The following is a 21,870-nucleotide window of genomic DNA, read 5'->3' as shown; positions in this document are numbered from 1 at the left end:
TGACAGATTGAAAAAAGACATTTTAGTTGTAGTGTATACATTAAACAAGCTGATTTACGTTTCCCCTTGAACCCGGCAGAAATACTAAATTAGAGCTTATACGACAATTCAGATTACCAAAATCCACCGCTCTGCTTAAGATCTACCTCTTACGAGTTGCAACTGACTCTATACGCCTACCTTATAATATTCACATTCCCCGTTCTTGTATAGTTTTTCCTGTTAGCCCCTTTGTATTTTATGATGTAAGTATAAGTACCAACAGGACATGCAACATCCTTAAACTTCCCATCCCAGCCTTTGTGAAATTCTTCGGAGTAAAAGAGACGAATTCCCCAACGGTCGTATATTTCCATAGAGATCTCAGAAATATTTTCTCCAAAAATGAGGAATTCTTCATTTATTCCGTCATTATTTGGTGAGAAAGAATTAGGGACATAAATAGTAAACTCCTCTGTCAATTCAATACAAATATCATCCTCAACAGTGCATCCTTCATCGTTTATAGCCAGCACATTGTAGCATCCACTGCGCGTCGGATGAATCTGAGTTATCGGACAATCCAGGCAAGTAATGCCTTCGCCTTTCATCCAGGTTAGAGTGCCGGTGCCGGTAGCGTGTATAAATATCTGATCATTTATATTATAACTTGTGTCACGACCCGCGTAAACTTCAGGTACAGGATTTACAACAACCATAACGGTAGTAGATTTGCCGCAAAATGTATTGTGAGAAATGTCTACTGTATAAATAGTTGTACTGCGAGGACTTGCAACAACCCTCGAAGCATCTGTAAAATTAAGCCCTTCGGCGGGTGACCAACTATAGGTATTTCCTCCCGAAGAAAACAATGTTGTTTTTTGACCTAAACAAATGGTAACCTTATCAGAAATGACCGGCTGAACCGACGGCATTACAACCACCGAATAACTTATTTGGTGAAAACAAGACACCGAGCCAATTGAATTGGCACCTATTACAGTGTAGTTTGTACTTACAGGCGGAAATGCTGTAACGGTAGTGTTTGTGCCGGAAACATACACCAAATCTGCGGGCAACCAGGTATAAGTCTGTGCGCCCTTTACACTTATGGGCAAAGATGAACCGGCACAAATCTGGTTTGCTGTTGTTGTAAATTCAAGGTCGGGCCGTTTAACTGTTTGAACACGAATGGTTGTAGATCCGGTACATATTCCGTTAAAACCATGAACCGTGTAGGTTGTGCTTTCTCCGGGAGAAGCATAAACTGAACTTCCACTAGCATAGTTTAAGCTTTCTGTAGGATACCAGAAAAATGAGTTAGCTCCTGTTACATTGAGATGCGTACCTGAATTACTACAAATAACAGATTGCGAGGTGGTAGCATGTATAACAGGCATCACGATAACAGATACTGTGGTAACAGCCTGGCTCGTGCAGGTATTTAAGGAGGTTTTAACAGTGTAGGTTTGCAATGCACCGGGGGTTGTTAGAACCTCAGTTCCGGCTGCGTTGAGCAATGTTGTTGAAGGTGTCCATGAATATACAGATCCTGTACCCGTTGCAGACAATGTTAAAGAGTTTCCGGCGCACACTGTATAATTTGGTGGCACAAAGATATCTGGAACGGGTAAAACAAGCAGTACGGCATTCCTGGATTGGCTCCTGCACCCATTTTCTGAACCCGTAACGGGATAAAAGCTGGTTAAAATAGGATTAGCAACCATACTATTATTTCCAGTAACAGTAAAATTAGGCATAGGCAGCCAGGTGTAAGTTGTTGCTCCTGATACTGAAAACGACTGACTCTGGCCCGGACAAATACTGGCCGACAGAGGACTAACAGTAAGTACAGGATTTGGAACTACCAATATGGTGTGTGTTATAGAAGTGGTACAGACACCTGTGTTTCCAAATAAAGTAACAGTTATTACAGCAGGGCCGAATATTGCTGTACCAGATGGAACGGCCTCCATAACAGGTCCATTAGGAAAAGTAATGATTAGTTGTGGGCCTCCCGCCAAAGAGTAGTTAGAAGCACCCGAAGGTGTCAAACTTATGGTGTTAGGTGAATTGTTGTAATTACGGGAGCACATGCTGTAGTTAGTCAAACTCAGCCCCAAAACGGGAGGTTGAACTACCGTAATATCGCAGGTAGCTATGGCTGTGCAAGAATTTAATGAGCCCGTAACAGAATAATACATATTTGTTGGTGGCATAACACTTATACTCGCGCCGTTCGCTGAAGTTAAGAGACCGAAATTAGGTCCCCACGTAAAAGAATTTGCTGTACCAGATGCCACTAATGTTATAGTAGATCCAAGGCATATAGTTGTATTAGTTGGCGTAACCGAAAGCGTTGGGAGCGGAAGTACAACAACATTCACGGTTTGAGTAATGCTTTTACAGCCCTGGTCAGTACCCAATACGGTATAGGTCGAATTACCAGTAGGAGTTGCAACAACATTAGATCCCGTGTAGGTGTTCAGGCTCAAACTTCCACCCCAATTATAGAGCGTTGCTCCTACTACAAATAGAGGCAAACTATTTCCGGGACAAATACTGCCTGATAATTGCGAAAGACCAATATTTGGATTGTCAATAATTGTAAAATTTAACTGTGTTGTATCGCCACACGCACCGGTGCTTCCTATAAGAGTACCTGTTGCAAGTGGGGGTAAATTGCCTGATAGCGTGGAAGGCGATATTGGCATAATGGTGCCATTTGGCGAACTTGTAGAATAATTAGAGCTGGTTAAGAGCGTATAATTTGTTGCTCCCGAAGGTGTAAGTGTAATAGAATTCGGACTTCCGTTATAATTATAATAGCAAAGAGAATTGCTGCTTAACGCTAGATTAACTGTGGGTGTTGTGTTTATTAAAACAGTACTGGATTTAGAACAACCGCTCGCCGGGTCGGTTACCTTAACAGTGTATGTTCCAGGAAGGGCAACGTTTACGGTACTGGTGCCTGTTACTGAGGGCGTACTGGGGCCATTCCAAAAAACAATTTCGTTAGTTGACGAATGCGTTACCGTTAAGAGCTTTCCGGTATTCATTCCTACGCATACATTGCCAGAGGGTGTAAGAGCGGCAACAACGTTCACGGAATTGTTTACAACCGTTGTTGTGAATGTACCCTGCGTTGGTGGACAGGATGAAGTAATAACCAAACACGTGTAAACACCAGCGGCATTCACAGAAATAGCCGCAGTTGTAGATGATCCCACGATGCCCGGGCCGGTCCAGTTATAAGACAAACTTGTTGCTGTAGAAGAGGCGGCAATGGAAGTAACCGTAAAAGTGCAGTTCAAAGTTCCGCTGCTCAGACTTATTCCTGTTAAGCTCACCGCAGAATTGCAAACCGGGCACGACGCAAAATCGCCCGGGCTGTTAGTAAACCCTGAAACTGCGGTAAAAGTAACGCCAGTTCCAGAAATAGTTCCTATATAAAATCCGGCCGTGGTATTATTTTTTACGTAAATCATATTTCCAATGATTGCGAACCCACCGCCGGCAGAAGTGTTGGGCATTCCACTCAAACTGTAGGTACATTGGGGATTGCCGCTCGGATCATATATGGTTAACGACTGATTCGGATTCGTGGTGTTAAGCGCATAAAAATTACAATTACAATCTGTAACCAGATCAAAAGGTCCGCCTCCATTAAAATTAGCCAGGGTTGTAAGGTAAGTACCGTTACCGGTACCATCGTATGTATAAACATCACCTGAGCCTCCAACAAGATTATAAATTTTTCCGCCACAGCCTGCAAGATTTACTGCAGAATTACTACCTACCGAATGCCCCGTATTTTGCCAGGCAGTACCGCTCCAATAATAATAATCACCATTAAAAACTGAATAAAAAGTAGGACTTAAAGTACCACCATTTATGTTGGGCATAAGTGTAAGCCCCCCGCCAAAAGTAGGAATGTTTGTATTAGAAGGATTTACAGCGGAGAGAGGTTGTGTAGGATCATAATAGCTAATGAAACTTCCCCCGTCCATATAAACATAACCATTACTGCACAGGGGGTTTTGGGCGACATGAGACAATGCTGATAGAAATAAAATAAGAAATATGGTTCCGGGATTTTTCATCTCTGCATTTGGGCCTACCATAAATATACCCAACAAATCTCTTTTTTCATAAACCAGGTACCAAACCCCGTTTTAAATTAGTAAAGGGCGTCTTTGAATGAGTGAAGCAAATTATGTTTAAATCTTCTACAAATCGTAGCACGACCGAATTGAAAAAATTAGCACTTTTATAGGATGGATCACTACTTAGACGAACTCAATACATTACAACGTGCAGCAGCAAAGGCAACCGAAGGTCCGGTTATGATCATAGCCGGCGCTGGTTCAGGAAAAACAAGGGTACTCACCTTTCGCATTGCTCATATCATGGAAAAAGGCGCCGATGCCTTTAATATTTTAGCCCTCACTTTTACAAATAAGGCGGCTAAAGAAATGAAAGAAAGGATTGCGAAAATAGTTGGCCCAAAAGAGGCTAAAAATTTATGGATGGGAACTTTTCATAGTGTGTTTGCAAAAATACTGCGTTTTGAAGCTTCCAAACTCGGCTATCCCAGCAACTTTACAATTTACGATACTGACGACAGTAAGAGTGTTATCAAAGAAATTTTAAAACAATTTAATCTCGACGATAAAATTTACAAGCCCTCTTTGGTACTCAACCGTATTAGTGAAGCAAAAAACAAATTGGTTTCAGCCGCACAATACATGAATAATCCTGTTACACAACAGGAAGACTCGAGCAGCCGCAAACCGCTTCTCGGCAAAATTTATGACGCTTATCAGCGTCGTAACTTTAAAGCCGGCGCAATGGACTTTGATGATTTACTTTTTCAAACAAATATCTTACTGCGAGATTTTCCAGATGTGTTAAACAAATACCAGGATAAATTTCGCTATATTCTGGTAGATGAGTACCAGGATACAAACTTTTCACAATACCTGATTATTAAGCAACTTGCTGCAAAATTTCAGAACATTTGCGTTGTAGGAGATGACGCCCAAAGTATCTATGCATTTCGCGGAGCCAACATTCAAAATATTTTAAACTTCGAAAAAGATTATCCTGATCTTAAAACTTTTAAACTGGAGCAAAACTACAGAAGTACAAAAACTATTGTAGGCGCAGCCAACCAAATTATTGCGAACAATAAAGACCAGTTTAAAAAAACTGTTTTTACAGAAAACGAAGATGGGCAAAAGCTTAAAGTTGTAAAGGCAGGTTCTGATAACGAAGAGGGTCAGAAAATCGTAAACAGTATTTTTGAAACACGCATGCAAAATCAGGCGAAGAATAGCGATTTTGCAATACTTTACAGAACCAATGCGCAGTCGCGTTCATTCGAAGAATCGCTTCGTCGCTTAAATATTCCTTACAAGATTTACGGTGGTGTTAGCTTCTACCAAAGAAAAGAAATTAAAGATGTGTTATCTTATTTCCGACTGGCAATAAATAATAATGATGATGAAAGTCTTCGCCGTATTATCAATTATCCAGCCAGAGGAATAGGCCAATCTTCCCTTGATAAAATTACCGTTGCTGCGGCTGAACATGACATTAGTATGTTTACTGTAATTAGCAATTTGAAAGACTTTAATCTTGGTATCAACGCAGGAATTTCATCGAAAATAAATGACTTTGTAACCCAGGTGAAATCTTTTAGTTTGCTCTTACCTTATAAAGACGCTTATGATTTGGCAAATCATATTGCTGTTTCAAGTGGCATAGTAAAAGAACTTTACACCGATAAGACACCCGAAGGCGTAAGTCGTTACGAAAACATTCAGGAGCTGTTAAACGGGATCAAAGATTTTGTTGAACAACCGCGTACCCCGCAGGAAGATGAGCTGAATGATGTGATTAAATTAACCCTTCAAAAAGACGAAACACAATTACAACTTGAAGAAGCCGATACCAGTATAAAAACACTGGATGAGTTTATGCAGGAAATCACCCTGCTAACAAGTGTGGATAAGGAAGACGAAAAAGATACAAATAAAGATAAAGTAAGCATGATGACTATCCATGCTGCCAAAGGACTTGAGTTTCCGTATGTCTATATTGTGGGTTTAGAGGAAAATCTTTTCCCTTCGCAACTTTCTATCAACAGCAGAACTGACCTTGAGGAAGAACGCCGCTTGTTTTACGTCGCCGTAACTCGCGCTGAGAAGCAAGCCACTTTGAGTTTCGCTACCATGCGATACCGTTTTGGTAATGTAACTTATTGCGAACCCAGCAGATTTATTGATGAGATTGATGATAAGTTCTTAGATTATCCCGAAGAACCTGCTACACCTGCATTTTCGAAAAATACTTTTGATCGTTTTCGTGATAATTATAATTCAGGAACAGGTTCTATGGAGACTTCAAACATAAATCTTAATCTTAAACCAAAAAAACTAATTCGCTTAAATACCAGTTTATCATCGAGCACAACAACTGTAGATTTAGCATTAAATAAATCCTTGCAAGTAGGAGATAATGTAATGCACGAAAAATTTGGAACAGGAACAATTGCCTTACTCGAAGGCCCCTGGCCGGAAACAAAAGCAACCATTGATTTTCAAAAAACAGGAAGCAAAAGCCTTTTATTAAAGTTTGCACGATTAACTAAATTGTAAACTTTTAACTACGATGCGAAAGACGCCTGTGCAGAATGAGTGGGTGATTTTTTTAAATGATTATTTTTTTTTACTTTTATTTACGATAAAAATCCTAACCAACATGAATAAAAATTTATTATTAGTTTGTCTGAGTGTTCTTAGTTCTTTGTTTTTAAGTGCTCAAGCACCGCAACAAGTTCAAAATTCTTGTGGCACACCTGTTCCTCCTCAACAATGGGAAGAATGGTTGAGCAGTAAGGTGGAAGAATTCAAAAAGAATAATCTGTCTGGCAAAACCGCTGCTATCCATGACATTCCGGTTATTGTTCACATTGTAGCTTATAATGAAGCACTTGGTACATATCCAAACCTTGATACAAACCAGATAAAATCCAACATCGCATCTTTAAATGCAGATTTTGCAGGTATTGGATTTAATGTTGGCAACACGCCGCCTTATTTCGCCGGTGACGTTGCAAATACTGGAATTCGTTTTTGTATGGCTGCAAAAGACAGACAAGATCTACCTTTGGTTCCTCATGGTATTGACCGTGTGAGTGCTTTTCAAAACAATTGGTTAAGCCCAAGTACAATGACTGTAGATCTTCAAACGTATTTTAATACTGTCATTATTCCAGCAACCATTTGGGATCCTACAAAATATTTAAATATCTGGATTAGCGATAAACCCACTAACTACCCCCTTAATGGCTGGGCAACTTATCCTCCAAATTCGGGTCTTACCGGTGTATTTAATGGTACTGTAGGAACTGCTAACAATGATGGAATCTGGATATGGGCAAAACAATTTGGCGTTGGCACAGGTGTGGTTGCTCCTTATGATAAAGGACGCACCCTTACCCACGAAGCGGGTCACTGGTTAGGATTAAGACATATCTGGGGTGATGGAAATTGCTTATCAGACTATTGCCAGGATACACCTCCTGCAAAAGCTGCTCATTACGGATGCCAAACCGTTACGCCTGCTGACCAATGTGGTGTTGGTACATCTCCAAACGGCCAGATGCCTATGAATTTTATGGATAGAACAGACGACGCTTGTATGTATATGTTTACAAATGATCAGAGTATTCGCATGAACACAGCATTGAGTCAAAGCAGCCTGCGTTACCAGTTAGGCACGCACTCGAAGTGTTCTCAAACGGGAGCTCCAAGCACTTCAGCCGTTGCGTCATTTACAGTACCTGCCGATCAGTGTTTGAACTCACCTTTTACGCCATTTAATACTTCAACCGGCTGGCCAATTCCAACTTACGTATGGAGTTCTTCTCCTTCAGGGGCTTTTTATCCGAACAATACAGTTGCTAATCCGGCAGTAACCCTCAGCAATCCTGGCACGTATACTTTAACACTGGTTTCCACCAACAGCGTTAGTTCTTCAACGGCCACTTTCGTAGTTTCTGCCCAATTTACCTGTGCTACTAAATCATTCTGTTTTGACACATTATTAATGATAAAAAACATTGATACGCTTGTTGCCTACAGGTCTCCAACGAGCGCTGTTACAGGTTGTAGCTCAAATAATTCTACAGGTTTCCTAGCGGGAACAAATTGTTACCAGGATAAGGAATTTGCGCAGTACTTCCCGGCCAGTTCTTATGTTTCTTTTGCAAATCCTCAAGTTAACAGTGTTATTGTTTTATTTGATTCTGCGGGAACAAAAGGTAACGCAGGAACACAGATAGCGTGTAGAATATATGGTGGATCTGTGGGAAGCGGACCAACAAGCTCACAGGCTGTAAAATTTGATAGCCTTGGTAGAATTATGAGCACACCAACTGTTAAGAGTGTGGGCTACATTGGAAAATCTGGTGTTAAGCCTATTACTAACAACAAGATGATTCCATATAAATTTGACTTTACACAACCTGTTATCATAACGAGTCCGAATGCTGGTTTCTTTACTTCCATCTCCATTCCGCAAACGGGTTCAGATTCAGTGAACATTATGACAAACACAAAATTTAATTCTTCAAATGATTCAAGTGCTTGGTATTTGTCTTCTACTACAAATTGGAAAACGATGAGAACAAATAGAAAGGCTAAAGTACAATTGGCCATTTTACCAATTGTAACCTGCGGACCAGTTGGTATTAATGAATTAGCAATGAATAAGTTTAATTCAAACATAACTATTATGCCAAATCCAAGTAACGGTGTATTTAACTTTATGTTCACTTTACCTCAAGAACAAACGCTTACTATAAACGTTTACAATTCCACTGGTCAACGAATTATTTCAAGTGAATTAAAAAATGTGATGAATAACAGTATTAATTTAGATCTGAGTGACAGACCTGACGGAATTTATTTTACCGAAATCACAAATGGTAAAGATAAGGCTGTTAAAAAAATTATTGTAGCACGTTAAATGTTTTTTCCTTTATAAAAACCCGCCATAAGAAGCGGGTTTTTTTATTTTTAATCTATACATTCACTCCATTATATCTATGAAATTATACACTATTAATACAGGACATTTTAAACTTGACGGTGGCGCCATGTTTGGCGTTGTTCCTAAAACTATCTGGAACAAGTTAAATCCGGCGGATGAAAATAACATGTGTAATTGGGCCCTGCGATGCTTGCTTATTGAAGATGGTAACCGGCTTATACTTATAGATAACGGAATGGGAACAAAACAGGATGCTAAATTCTTTGGATACTATTACCTGAATGGAAACGACTCGCTGGAGAAATCTTTAAACGCCAACGGTTTTACTAAAAACGATATAACGGATATGGTATTGACGCATTTGCATTTTGATCACTGCGGTGGAAGTATCGACTATAATTCAGACAGAACCAAACTTGAACCTGCTTTTAAAAATGCAACCTATTACTGCAACGAAAAACACTGGCAATGGGCTACTCATCCTAATCCAAGGGAAAAAGCAAGCTTTTTAAAAGAAAATATTTTACCCATTGAAGAAAGTGGTCAACTAAAATTTATTGATAGCTCAACAAAACTTATTCCCTCCCTCTCATTTTTAGAAGTGAACGGTCACACGGAAGCCATGATGTTGCCGGTGATAGATTATAAAAGCAAAACGCTCGCTTACATGGCTGATCTTATTCCAAGTGCGGGGCACTTACCGATTCCTTATGTGATGGGTTACGACATGCGTCCACTCGAAACCTTAAAGGAAAAACAGGAGATTTTAACAAAAGCCGTTGAAAACGATTGGACATTATTCTTTGAACATGATCCCACTATTGAATGCATAAGTCTTGAGAAAACGGAAAAAGGCGTTCGAAAAAAAGACAGTTTTCCCTTAACCGAATTTTGAATCGTTTTTCAAGCCCGGAACCAAAGTTCCGGGCTTGCTTGTTCAGGATACAAAGCAAGCCGATTTGATACTTTCATTTGTTAAATGAGGTAAGTAAACTCTTCACTGATTGAATAGGAGTTATGAATGATTAAACGACTTGCGAAAGGTTAGCTAATTTCTTAAATTAGAGAATGTTGCACAACGGCCTAACCTAATTTTAGACTAACCCACTAATTACCAATATTTTGAAACTCAACTACCTACTTCTTGCCCTCCTTTTAAACCTCTTTGCTTTATCACAAAACGAAGCCAAAAAATGGTACTTCGGAAACCAAAGTGGTCTTGATTTCAGTAATAGTCCACCTACCAGTCCTTCGAACGGAGCTATGTTAGCCTACTACTCTTGTGCAAGCATAGCCGATGCCAGTGGAAATTTATTATTTTATACAGATGGAGCTACTATTTACAATTCGAGTCACACTACTATGGCGAACGGATCGGGGCTAATGGGATCTTCATATAGTCCGCAAGGTTCAATCATCGTTAAAAAACCAGGCAGCAGCACGATCTACTATGTTTTCACGGCTGATTATGTATGGTCTACAAACAGCACGGGTGGCCTTTATTATACTACTGTAGATATGAGTTTATCTTCTGGAAGTGGATCTGTTACATCTATTAATACTCCGCTGTATTCGGGTTATATTACAAAATTAACAGGAACAAAACATTGTGATGGTTTAAGTGTATGGCTGGTAACCCAGGAAACTATGTATTACAACAGCACGGGTTCGGGAACTTTTACGCCTAGCTTTGTATCATTTTCGGTAACAGCTGCCGGTGTTAATACCTTTGCTGTGGTATCTCCCGGAATGACGTATACCTACACGAACGGATTTTATAATTACTGGGGGGCTATGAAAATATCACCAAATGGTAAAAAACTAGGCTTAGCTAATTATGATAATGGGTGGAATACAACCAATTCAAACTTTGAGCTTTATGACTTTGATATTTCAACAGGACTTGTCTCTAACCCTATTCCACTTTCCGCAGGAACTGCATCTAATTACGGGGGCTGGGGTTGTGAATTTTCGCCGGATGGCACTCATTTTTACGGGTCGAGTTATTATTGGAATTCAGGTGTAGTGCAATGGGACCTTTGCGCCGGTTCGCCCACAGCTGTGATAGCTTCTGCATACACTGTTAATACAGGAACCAGTAATTGGGGTGGAACAATGCAGCTTGCTCCCGATGGTAAAATATATCTCGCCACCTATCAATCTAATCTTGATGTAATTAATAGCCCAAATTCAACTGGGTCAGCATGTGCCTATTCTGTAGGAACACAATCTCTCACTGCGAGTAGTTATTATAGTCTTCCGAATTTCCTCGCTAGCTCATTGCTGCAACATCCAACCCCTACTCCTTTTACTCATACTGTAAGTAATGGTTATGGCTGTCAGGCAGTTCTTTTCAATTCTAGTTATACTCCCAGTATAAGTGTGGTTGGATGCTCGTCATCAGGATTTTCGCTTACAGCTCTGAAATGGATTTTTGGTGATCCCGCATCAGGAGCCAGTAATACTTCTACAGCTGTTTCACCTATACACGCCTTTACAACCCTTGGAACCTATTCGGTAAATCTTGTTTTGTATTATAGTTGTGGAGGTGGCACAGACACGCTCAAACAGACAGTCAATGTCAATCAACCTTGCATATCTGTTAGTAGTACATCTATTACTTGTGCTAATTTAGGGTCAGCTACAGTTCAAGCTACCGGAGGGATAGGGCCATTTTCGTATACATGGATGCCTACCTCACAAACTAATTCGGTGGCTACTGGTTTAAGTCCTGGCACCTACACCTTAACGGTGTTTGACTTCGGAACTAATTTTACATATACGGCTTCTACTTCATTTACTTCGCTGATACCTTTAACAGGAAGTTTGAGTTACGCCAACAACGTGAAGTGCTTCGGCGCTAGTTCGGCAACAGCTGCCGTTACTAATATAGCCGGGGGTTCGGGTACCGAGAACTATCTTTGGCAAAATTCAAATGGTACCACCTCTACCAGTCCAACTCCATTGCTCAGTGCAGGCTTATGGTCTCTAACGGTAACCGATGCTGTTACTGGTTGTCAGATCATACAATCCTTTTACATTAGTCAACAGCCAGCTCAAAATTTAATTTTATCTACTTCTAACGCCACAATTTGTGCGGGCAAAACAGTTACATTAACAGGTGTTAACTCCGGTGGAACTCCTTACACCGCTACCGCTCCTTATACGTACAGCTGGACGGGCGGTCCGCAAACCGACACCAGGGTTGCTACACAAGCTTTCAGTGGTCAATATGTTTATTCACTTACCAGTAAAGATTCATACAGTTGCGCTATATCCAAAACAATTGCCGTAGATTATATTAATAATCCTGTTTTAAATGTCACTAACAGTTTGATTTGTCCGCTGGAAACGGGGATTGTTTCCGTAAGTGGTGCTAGTACCTACACATGGAATAACAATTCAACTGGAAGTAATTTATCCGATAGCCCGGTTTCTAATACTCAATACACTGTTATAGGCTCTGCCTTGGGGTGCACCAGCTCTGCTGTTGCCAGCATCATTTTAAAACCTACACCTTTCCCTCTCTTGAATAGTAACAGTCCAATTTGTGAAGGACAAAATCTGAATCTGTCTGCATTTGGTGGTGTATCTTATTTATGGTCAGGACCATTGAACTGGTCTTCAAACTTACAAAGTCCGGTTATTAGTTCAACAGATCCAACGCATAGCGGAACCTATACTGCCATAGTTATTGGCGCTAACAGTTGTACTGCATCTGTTACAAAGACTGTACTTGTAAATCCTACTCCAACACTCTCAGCGGTAGGAAGCACTGTTTGCAACACACAAACTTTAAATCTTTATGCCTATTCGTTTCCGGGAGCTAATTATGTTTGGAATGGTCCAAATACTTTTAGTTCGAATGCTCAAAATCCTACACTTGTATCACCTCCAGTAGCAACCTCTGGTGATTATACGGTGAGAGTAACTTCTGCGGCAGGTTGTACCAATTTAGCTGTTGCAAATGTAACGGTAACTGCCATACCAATTCCTACCATAATAAGTAACAATCCTCAGTGCTTCGGATCAACACTAACATTTAATGGCAAAGGCGGTTCAACTTATCAATGGACGGGACCGGCAGGTTTCACATCTACTTTACAGGCACCATCAATTCCGTTAGCTAACCCAGCTAACAGCGGAAATTATAATCTATTGATATCTCTGGGTCCGTGCACGAATAATGCTGTTTACAATGCCACGGTTTTCCCATTGCCCTCTTTCACTGTAAGTAGTAATAGTCCTGTTTGCGAAACAAAAAGTCTGAGTTTAACAAGCAGCAACGTTAGCAATGCCGCTATCTTTTTGTGGCAAGGGCCAAACTGGAGCGGCAGCCAGTCGCAAAATGCAGGCAGAGATTCCAGTAAAGTTGCATTTGCGGGAGTTTACACACTCACCATTATAGATCAAAACACATGTGAAAATACCGCGACACATACCGTTAGCATTAATCAAAATCCAAAATTAATCCCTGTAAGCACCACGGTTTGTTTAAACCAACCTGCTACATTAAGTGTAACCGGAGCTGCGTCTTATGTATGGTTGGGACCAGATTTTTATCAATCGTACGATCAGTACGCTTTCGTTCCTTTAGCAACAAGCCCGGCACCAACACACTACACTGTAGTTGGAACTGCAGCTAATCAATGTACTTCAGTTGCTAATGCCAGCATTACCACGCTTAGTTTGCCTTCTCCCGCATTAACTATTTTTCCTGGCAACAAGATATGTCTTGATAAAAAAGTTATCCTGGAGGGGTTTGGCGGACAATCTTATGAGTGGAAGGGTCCGGGAAATTATAACTATCGCCAAAAAATACTGACTTTCACCGCCAGCAGTATGTCTTATGTTGGAACCTACACTTTGGTTGCCACCGATGAAAAAGGATGCACAAATTTTACTACAACCACTTTAGATATCGGTACGTTGCCTCAGGGAAGTCTTATAAGCTCGATACCAGAAGCCTGCGTACCTTTCCAGTCAGATTTTAAGTATTATTCTGCTCTCCCATCTTCGCAAATAAAGACTACCTGGCAAATTAATAATGAACCGGGCTTTACGGCTAATACCTTCTCGCGCAATTTTAAAGTAGCAGGAGATTACCTGATTAAAGGACTATTTCTGGATACAGTGACAACTTGTGAAAGAACCTACACTTTTGTTGTGCATGCAAGACCGGTACCTTCTGCAGAATTCACCTATCAGCCAGAAAACCCTGTGGAAGGGCTCGACCATGTGATGTTTTATAATGCTTCAAAAGGCGAGGAACAAAGCAAATGGAATTGGTATTTTATTAATAATGCCGGCGCGATTTCAACAAACGAAAACAGTTCTTATTTCTTTGAGAATGCCGGTATTTATCCAGTAGCGATGATTGTGAAAAACAAATGGGGTTGTTCTGATACTGTTATGAAAGCGATACATGTTAATCCTGATTTTAATGTCTTTGTTCCAAATGTGTTTACGCCTAATGGAGATTCAGATAATGATAGTTTCCTTCCGGTTTTAACGGGTGTAAAACACTATGAACTCTCTGTCTTTAATCGTTGGGGTACCAGGGTCTTTCAAACTACAGATTATACAATGGGTTGGGACGGAAAGTTTAATGGGGAGGAAAGCAAAAATGATGTTTATGTCTGGAAGATAAGTGTTTCGAGTCAAACTGGCGAAGCTAAGAACTTGCAGGGCCACGTAACTTTATACCGTTAGGGCTTACTTCCCATGTCAAGAAACTATTTTACCGAGAGTTCTCATTATAATTTTGAGATCTGTAACTAGTCCGGCTTCTGAAATATACTTTTTATTCAACTCTAACTTTGCTGGCATTATCTGCTCTATGTAAGTTTTTTCAGGATCTGTAGAGGTGGCTAATAATTCGTTCTCGCTAAAGTAGTCGAGCGATGCGTAATCTGTTATGCCCGGCTTTACATTCAAAACTTTTTTTTGTTCCAAAGAGTAAAGATCTACATACTTTCTAACTTCCGGTCTCGGCCCCACAAGGCTCATGCTTCCGAAAAGAACATTTAAAAGTTGAGGCAATTCATCTATCTTATATTTACGAAGGTAATAACCTACTCTGGTAACTCTCGGATCTCTTCCTCCTACTGTTAGTAGTCCCTTTTTTTCTGAACCCGTTCGCATTGTCCTAAATTTAAAAAGCTTAAAACTTACACCGTGAATACCTACTCTCTCCTGAAAATAAAAAACTCCGCCCTTAGAACTTAAGCCAACTATTAATGAAACCAGAATTAAAAAAGGAGAAAGCACTATAAGCCCCAGCAAAGAAACTAAAATATCAAACAAACGTTTTAGCATACTGTATCTACAGCTCTAACAACGGCATTAACTACAGTATGAATTTGCTCATCACTTAAATCGTAAAATAAAGGGAGTGTGATTTCACGACTGAAATTATCGTAAGTAACTTTGTAGTTGCTCAGATCGTAACCCATATTCTTATAGAAACTCATGGCTGGAACCGGTATAAAATGAACGTTAACACTCACGTCTGCGTTAAAAATTTCTTGCATAATTGCGTCGCGCTGTTGCTCCGTAATATTTTTTATTCTCAAAGGATACAAGTGATAACAACTTTGTTTGCTGCTCGTCTTAAAAACAGGTAACTCAAAACGCTGGTCTTTTTCAAGCAGAGAATTATAAACGTCTACAATGTGTTTTCGTTTAACAAGAGTATCTGCGTCGTATCGTTCTAATTCTATGAGCCCAAGGGCCGCGGTAATATCGGTCATATTGCATTTATAACCGGCTTCTACAATATCGTATTTCCAGTTACCCTTTTGTGTTTTTGCCAGCGCATCTTTGTTTTGTCCGTGTAAAGTTGAAATGCAGAGTTTACTGTACACCTCCAGGTTATCAAAGGGTTCAGGAAGGTTTAAGGCTACGGCTCCTCCCTCGGCGGTAGAAAGATTTTTTACAGCGTGAAAGGAAAACACACTCACATCGGTTAAGGATCCTGTTTTTTTACCGTCATAATCGCCACCAAATGAATGGGCCGAATCACTTAAAACAAGAATTCTTCCCAGTTTTTTTTGATTTTCGGTAGCCGCGATAAATTTGTCGGATGCCTTTTTTACCAGGGCATTCAATTCATTATAGTCGCAGGGTAGCCCACCAAAATCAACAGGCATAACCACTTTGGTTCTGCCGGTTATAGCTTTTTCAATTTCTAAGACATTAATATTAAAATCGTTTTTATTTACATCTACAAAAACAGGTGTAGCACCGCAGTGAATAACCACATTGGCTGTAGCAGAGTATGTATAGGCTGGGAGAATAACTTCATCGCCGGCCTGCACTCCAAACCAGCGTAACATAATTTCTAATCCGGCTGTAGCCGAGTTAAGGCAAATCGTATTTTTATTTCCGCAATATTCTGTAATTTTCTTTTCAAAAGTTTTGGTGCGCGGCCCTGTGGTAATCCAACCACTTTTTAAGGCTGCAACTACTTCATCGCAAATTTTATCATCAATGCGGGGAGGTGAAAATGGAATCATATAAATGTATTTACTTTTATAAAATATTTACCTGAGTGGCTCCGTAACCATACTCTTTATAAGAAGCGTCTTGAAAACTGACGCCTTTAGTTTTTTTTAGGATGGAGGCTATTTCCTGGCGCAACCTGCCGTTGCCCACACCATGAATAAAAATAAGCTTTTTCATGTTTTTTTCAAGCGCTTCATCCAGTTCTTTTTCAAAACGTTCAAGCTGAATGTTAAGCATTTCAAAATTGCTAAGGCCATTTGTGTTTTCAACCAGCTCTTCAATATGCAAATCAATCTCCTTTTCCAGAGATTTTAAATAGTCGCGGGATGATTTGGAAACCTTTTCTTTTGATCGAAATTCTTTGATGCTTTTCAACTTTTCAATATCTACCAGATTTAATTCCGGCTCCACCAAATGCACAGAAGCAAATTCATCTTTTAATAAAAATCCATACACAGGGTATTTAAACTCATCGTGTTTGATTGTTTTTGCTTTCATTAAACCTTGTGTGGTAATGTGCAAAACCTCTGCAACAGGGGTTTGTGCTTTAAAGAAAGTGTTTTTGTAAAGCAGGCATTCTACTTTGTGATAAAAATACTCTTTAAAAAACTGGATCTTCACCTGCCTTAATAACACTTTTTGATAAGGTCCCACCTCGCCATGCTTGAGTGTTTGAAAGTATTCTTCATCTTTAATGGAATACGTGTAAAGCAAATTAAAAGACGAAGCGTTAAAAAGATAGAGTTTGTAATCGTTTATTAACGAAGGAAAATCATGGTCTGGTTCAATAACAAAATAGATAGCATCTGTTAAATGGGCTTCCGGATTTAACTCGATATTCTCAGCATCTTTATCTAAAATAAGTTCTGTGTGAATGGGAACCAACTGATTTATTAAGAAAGGAATTTCGAAACCATCCTGCATTTCCACATACACTGTGTTTTTGTCTTTCATCCGGGAAACTATCCCTTCTCCGACTTCGTTTAGAAATCTGACTTTGTCGCCTATTCTGAGTTTCATTGCAATGACTGGAGGTAAGCCCCCCGCTGTTTAGTGTTATAAAAACTAAGTCCAAAGTTACGACTTAATTCCTCAGTCTTGGCAGCAACATAGTTATTATTTGATCCATCGGACACCAGCACTTTAAGATTTTTAAAGAGCCGGAGATCTTTTGCCAATAGCTTAAAATTATTAGATAGAACAAGCGTTGTTATTGAGGGGTACTTAATTTCGGGCCAAAATCCGGCTTTATCCAAAAATAAAATCGATTGATTTTTCGTTAGAACAAAATTAAATGGTTTTGTATCAAGATTTGCGTAATTAAAGGAATTAAAATGGGGCTTTATATTAAAATTAAAGGTAGGAATATCGGTTTCATTTAAAGAGAAGCAGGTTTTATTTTTTACAGAAACAGCTCGCTTCTTTTTCACATTATAAACGGTTAATAAAGACTCATTTTTAGTTTGATAGGAATCAATAATACTAAAAATTTGCCAGGTTATAAGAAGTAGTAAACCCTGCAAAACATGTCTGTAAGCTCTGTAATGAAAAGCTAGGGAAATTAAAATAACTAGCAGAGAAAGGAAAACAACATCTATAAACGTGAAATGAATGTTGTCTATAAAACCAAAACCCTTAGCGCTAAAGAGATTAATAAAGGCAATTAATAACCGAATGCTGTAATTTATCAGAATTGCAAAAAAGTTTAGTTTAAGTACTACAAAAACAGCCATTAGTAAAATCAGAAATGTAGCAGGCACAACTACTACGTTGCAAATGAAAAACCACAAAGGAAATTGTTTGAAATAAAAAAGTGTGATTGGCAATGTACTAATTGTTGCAGCGAAGGAGGCAGTAACACTTTGCCACAAAGAGTCCAAAAATTTGTTGTCAGTTTTCCAAAGCGCTGAGAGTTTCGGCTGAAAATACAAGAGTCCGAATAAAGCAAAATAACTTAAAAGAAAGCCCACATCTGTAATAAGAAAGGGATTGTACATAAGCAGTATAAAAGCAGAAACCAGCAGAATATTTAGCTGGTGACTGAAGCGTGCCCGGAAATAAATTTTGCCAAAGCCTAAAAGATTAAACATTAAAACGGCTCTCAATACCGGCGCCGAAAAACCTGTTATCAGCGCGAAAAACCAGAGACTAAGGGTTATAAACACTAATCTCATTAGTTTATGTTTCTTTTTCGGATCAAAGAGATTAAAGAAAAAATTAAGAGCAAGATAAATCAACCCGGTATGAAGTCCTGATACCGAAAGCACGTGAAGAGTTCCAGAGTGTGAAAACGCATCCATTACCGATCTGTCTATTTCATCGTCGTAGCCTGTTATAAGTGCAGCACAAATGGCATACGAATTCGGATCCAGCGAAGAATTTTTAAGACGGCTAAGTATAAAGTCTTTACAATTCAAACCGAATTTCCATATGGGATTTATTTTATCTGAAAGCGGCAGCAGAGTGCACGAGTACTTATTCAGAAATATAGTGTGGTTAATTTGTTTGTGATTTAGATAAGTTCTATAATCAAACTCGTAGGGATTTTTGGGAGCACTTAATTCAACCAACTTACCCTTTATCAGGTAGGTTTGTCCGGCTCGTAAACCCCAATTATCTTCTTTTCTAAAATAGCCCATAATGGTTCCGGTAATTTGTTTGAAAGATGTTCCGCACCGCATTTCTTTCATTGAGAATTCCGTCTTTATAAATTTCGTCTTCTCTACCGGCAGATCATTTATACTTGCGATAAATGTCACTGAAGTGTCGTGAAGCATCAGATTTGCGTAGTAAGTATCAGATTTGGTAATATCTTTCTGGTACACCAAAACTGATCCAAAAAGAAACAAAATTAGATCGGCGCAAAGCATAAAGGTCCACTTGTGAAAACGTTTTGCGGGCGTGTAAAAATTAAAAACAGTAAGCGGAATAAGCAGTACAAAAAGATAAAACAGTTGGATATAAAAAGATCCTTTATTTATTGCCAAAAGAATTCCAGCAACAAAAGGCAGGAGTATCCGAAAAAAAGGAATTTGGGTAAATGCTTTCATCCGGCGCTCAAAGTACTAAAAAAAAAATCCCGGCAGGAAGAACCTACCGGGATTTTAAAGAGTTTTAGACGAATTAATTAATCACCAGTTTTTTAGACATTTTTGCTCCGTTCACAGATAAGTTTACAAAATAAACCCCTTTAGAAAGAGTAGCTCCTTTGTTAACTGTTAATACCTGTTCACCTGCGCTTAAAGTAGTCTCAACTGAAGGAACCACTTCTCTTCCCATTACATCCACAACAGTCATTTTTATTGGAGACGCATCCTGAAGTTTGAAAGATAAATTAGCTTCCCCGGTGGTAGGATTTGGGTAAAGCGCTAAACTTACACTTTTCGTTAGTTCGTTAATTCCAACACCTGTAGTTGGATTTGTAACACTTACGAAACTTACAACGTCCAGAAAAATATTACCTCCAAAAGGTTGTGAACCCGTAATGTAGTTAAAACGAACCAATACATTAGAAGAACTTTTATATGACTGCCAGTTTGGATGGGCTGAAACAGTGTAAGTTTTCCATTCTTCCAGCGTTGGAATAAATTCATCGGTAGAAATTCCACCAGAACCACTTTGCATAGAAGCTCCCGTTAAGGAATAAATGGTAGACCATGTACCACCACAATCTTTAGAACCTTCAATTCTTAGAATATCGTTGTAACTACTGGCATATTGACGGTAAGCATAGGCAAACGTTAAAACACCATTTTGGTTATTCAATACATCCATTCTTGGCATTTGAAGAATATCCGATTGTCCGTTTGGATTGTTAGATCCGTTAATCTTAAAAGAGGCAGCGCCATCATAAGCCGACGCAGTAGTTTGTTCCCAAGTTACACCATCACTACTTCCATCAACTACAGCCCAATCTTGAGGAACACCAGGATTTTCAAAACTCTCCATACTTACCGGACCAAAGCCGATAGGATTATCCACCACATTTACTGATTTCGTTACAACATCACTCCCCTGAGCGGTACTCGCAGTTAAGGTAATGTTAGTTAAACCCGCATTTGGAAAATTAATACTGGTAACAGATGCATTAGGACTTACTACCGTAGCGCCATTATCGGCAGACCAGGTGAGGCTGGTAATAACTCCATTAGAAGAAAAATCTTTAAAACTGAGTGAACCTCCTTTACAAACAATAGTGGCACAATTTGTAGGATAAAGTTCTGCTCTGGCAGGGCATAAGCCCGAACCATTCACATCCGTAAAGGCTAAAGTGGAAGGCGTTGATAAATTGCTTCTACCGCTTATGTTTGACCCAAGTGCCGAACGCATCCAGGCCGTTTGATCTGTAGTAAAATTTCTAGGGCAATCAGAATAATTCATAATATTCTGCACATTGTTCAGACCATTCATTGCTGGATTGGTTTGAGTACAAGTTGCAATAAGGCTATTTGCACAACCACCAAACTCTCCTTTAGTAATAGGAGTATCATCTATATCATCATTTGTATTGCAACTAAGTCCAGGGTTATTGCTACCACCGAAAGTATGATTTAGATTAAACCAGTGGCCAATTTCATGTGATAAAGAACGTGATTTTGGTACATTACCATTATTTCCACCCAGAAAATCCATGTCATAAACGATGGCATCATGAGCATTACCCGTTCCCCAGGTGCCAGGTCGGTAGGTGTAACCCACTATAGTTCCTCCGCCTGTAACTGTACCTTGAGGGATAATTTCAGCAACGATGTAAACATTCAGATATTTTGTAGGATCCCAGGTATACTCCCAATAGGCGTTTCCAGCAAATGAACCCGAATTGGCAGTGCCCTGATTCCAGTGGGTTTTTGAATTTTCATGTCTTACAATTCCGTTAATGCAATTTCCGTTAGGATCCTTTTTAGCAAGCATTAATTTAATATCAGAATTAATGTATGATGTTTTAAAAGGATTAACAATCAGGTTTGTATCAGCGCTATTTCTTGCATAGTCATTATTCACTTCCGCTAGTGCTGCAATCAGTGTTGCATCAGAAATAGTTTGACCGTTACATTCATACAATACATGAAAAACAACAGGCACTGAATATACTGGTGCAGAGTTCGTAGATTTTGAAGCTTGAGTTTGCTTATAAACCTGGTGTTCCTTCTGCATTTGTACCTGTTTTGCTTCATACTCAACACGCGCTTGCGGATTTTCGGCAAAGTACTGTTCCATTGCAGCGAAAGTGTTGCAAGGTTGAATGTGATTCTGCGCAAAGGTCGCAAAAGAACAAAGAGCTAGGGCAAGAGTGCTGAACTTTGATAGTTGTTTTTTCATTTTGAT

General features: G+C 39.4%; 10 protein-coding genes. 4 read left to right on the top strand and 6 right to left on the bottom strand.

Going from position 1 to position 21,870, the window contains the following annotated elements:
• Positions 1-176: 176 nt before the first annotated feature.
• Positions 177-4,103: a hypothetical protein gene (locus CNR22_21230; protein PBQ34185.1), complete on the bottom strand. Its 3,927-nt coding sequence runs from the start codon at positions 4,101-4,103 to the stop codon at positions 177-179.
• A 153-nt stretch (positions 4,104-4,256) separates the two neighbouring features.
• On the opposite strand from CNR22_21230, the gene CNR22_21225 reads away from it, so the two are divergent.
• The 4 genes from CNR22_21225 (at position 4,257) to CNR22_21210 (ending at position 14,751) form a co-directional block, all read left to right on the top strand.
• Positions 4,257-6,641 (top strand): ATP-dependent DNA helicase, encoded by a 2,385-nt coding sequence (locus tag CNR22_21225; protein ID PBQ34184.1) that lies wholly within the window; start codon positions 4,257-4,259, stop codon positions 6,639-6,641.
• Between the two features lie 13 nt (positions 6,642-6,654).
• Positions 6,655-9,015, top strand: a complete 2,361-nt coding sequence (locus tag CNR22_21220; protein ID PBQ34183.1) for a hypothetical protein — start codon at positions 6,655-6,657, stop codon at positions 9,013-9,015.
• Positions 9,016-9,094: 79 nt separating this feature from the next.
• Entirely contained in the window at positions 9,095-9,934 is an 840-nt protein-coding gene (locus tag CNR22_21215) for an MBL fold metallo-hydrolase (protein PBQ34182.1), read from the top strand.
• Positions 9,935-10,161: 227 nt separating this feature from the next.
• On the top strand, positions 10,162-14,751 hold the full coding sequence (locus CNR22_21210) for a hypothetical protein (GenBank protein PBQ34181.1): 4,590 nt from the start codon (positions 10,162-10,164) through the stop codon (positions 14,749-14,751).
• A gap of 15 nt (positions 14,752-14,766) precedes the next feature.
• Here the strand turns inward: CNR22_21210 and CNR22_21205 are convergent, their stop codons facing one another.
• From CNR22_21205 to CNR22_21185, 5 genes are all read right to left on the bottom strand, one after another.
• Complete coding sequence (locus tag CNR22_21205) at positions 14,767-15,357, bottom strand: glycosyl transferase (GenBank protein PBQ34180.1); 591 nt, start codon at positions 15,355-15,357, stop codon at positions 14,767-14,769.
• Positions 15,351-16,556 (bottom strand): capsular biosynthesis protein, encoded by a 1,206-nt coding sequence (locus CNR22_21200; protein PBQ34179.1) that lies wholly within the window; start codon positions 16,554-16,556, stop codon positions 15,351-15,353. Before CNR22_21200 ends, CNR22_21205 begins: the two co-directional genes overlap by 7 nt.
• Positions 16,557-16,572: 16 nt before the next feature.
• On the bottom strand, positions 16,573-17,565 hold the full coding sequence (locus CNR22_21195) for a hypothetical protein (GenBank protein ID PBQ34178.1): 993 nt from the start codon (positions 17,563-17,565) through the stop codon (positions 16,573-16,575).
• On the bottom strand, positions 17,562-19,595 hold the full coding sequence (locus CNR22_21190; protein PBQ34177.1) for a hypothetical protein: 2,034 nt from the start codon (positions 19,593-19,595) through the stop codon (positions 17,562-17,564). Before CNR22_21190 ends, CNR22_21195 begins: the two co-directional genes overlap by 4 nt.
• A 73-nt stretch (positions 19,596-19,668) precedes the next feature.
• Complete coding sequence (locus tag CNR22_21185) at positions 19,669-21,864, bottom strand: hypothetical protein (protein PBQ34176.1); 2,196 nt, start codon at positions 21,862-21,864, stop codon at positions 19,669-19,671.
• Between the last annotated feature and the right edge of the window lie 6 nt (positions 21,865-21,870).

The sequence above is a fragment of the Sphingobacteriaceae bacterium genome (assembly GCA_002319075.1).
Taxonomy (GTDB): Bacteria; Bacteroidota; Bacteroidia; order B-17B0; family Aurantibacillaceae; genus Aurantibacillus.
This window is presented reverse-complemented; position numbering and strand designations above follow the sequence as displayed.

Excerpts from the sequence above, each read along its gene's own strand:
- CNR22_21230 (PBQ34185.1), bottom strand. The coding sequence starts at position 4,103 with ATGGTAGGCCCAAATGCAGAGATGAAAAATCCCGGAACCATATTTCTT.
- CNR22_21225 (PBQ34184.1), top strand. The coding sequence starts at position 4,257 with ATGGATCACTACTTAGACGAACTCAATACATTACAACGTGCAGCAGCA.
- CNR22_21220 (PBQ34183.1), top strand. The coding sequence starts at position 6,655 with ATGCGAAAGACGCCTGTGCAGAATGAGTGGGTGATTTTTTTAAATGAT.
- CNR22_21215 (PBQ34182.1), top strand. The coding sequence starts at position 9,095 with ATGAAATTATACACTATTAATACAGGACATTTTAAACTTGACGGTGGC.
- CNR22_21205 (PBQ34180.1), bottom strand. The coding sequence starts at position 15,357 with ATGCTAAAACGTTTGTTTGATATTTTAGTTTCTTTGCTGGGGCTTATA.
- CNR22_21200 (PBQ34179.1), bottom strand. The coding sequence starts at position 16,556 with ATGATTCCATTTTCACCTCCCCGCATTGATGATAAAATTTGCGATGAA.
- CNR22_21195 (PBQ34178.1), bottom strand. The coding sequence starts at position 17,565 with ATGAAACTCAGAATAGGCGACAAAGTCAGATTTCTAAACGAAGTCGGA.
- CNR22_21190 (PBQ34177.1), bottom strand. The coding sequence starts at position 19,595 with ATGAAAGCATTTACCCAAATTCCTTTTTTTCGGATACTCCTGCCTTTT.
- CNR22_21185 (PBQ34176.1), bottom strand. The coding sequence starts at position 21,864 with ATGAAAAAACAACTATCAAAGTTCAGCACTCTTGCCCTAGCTCTTTGT.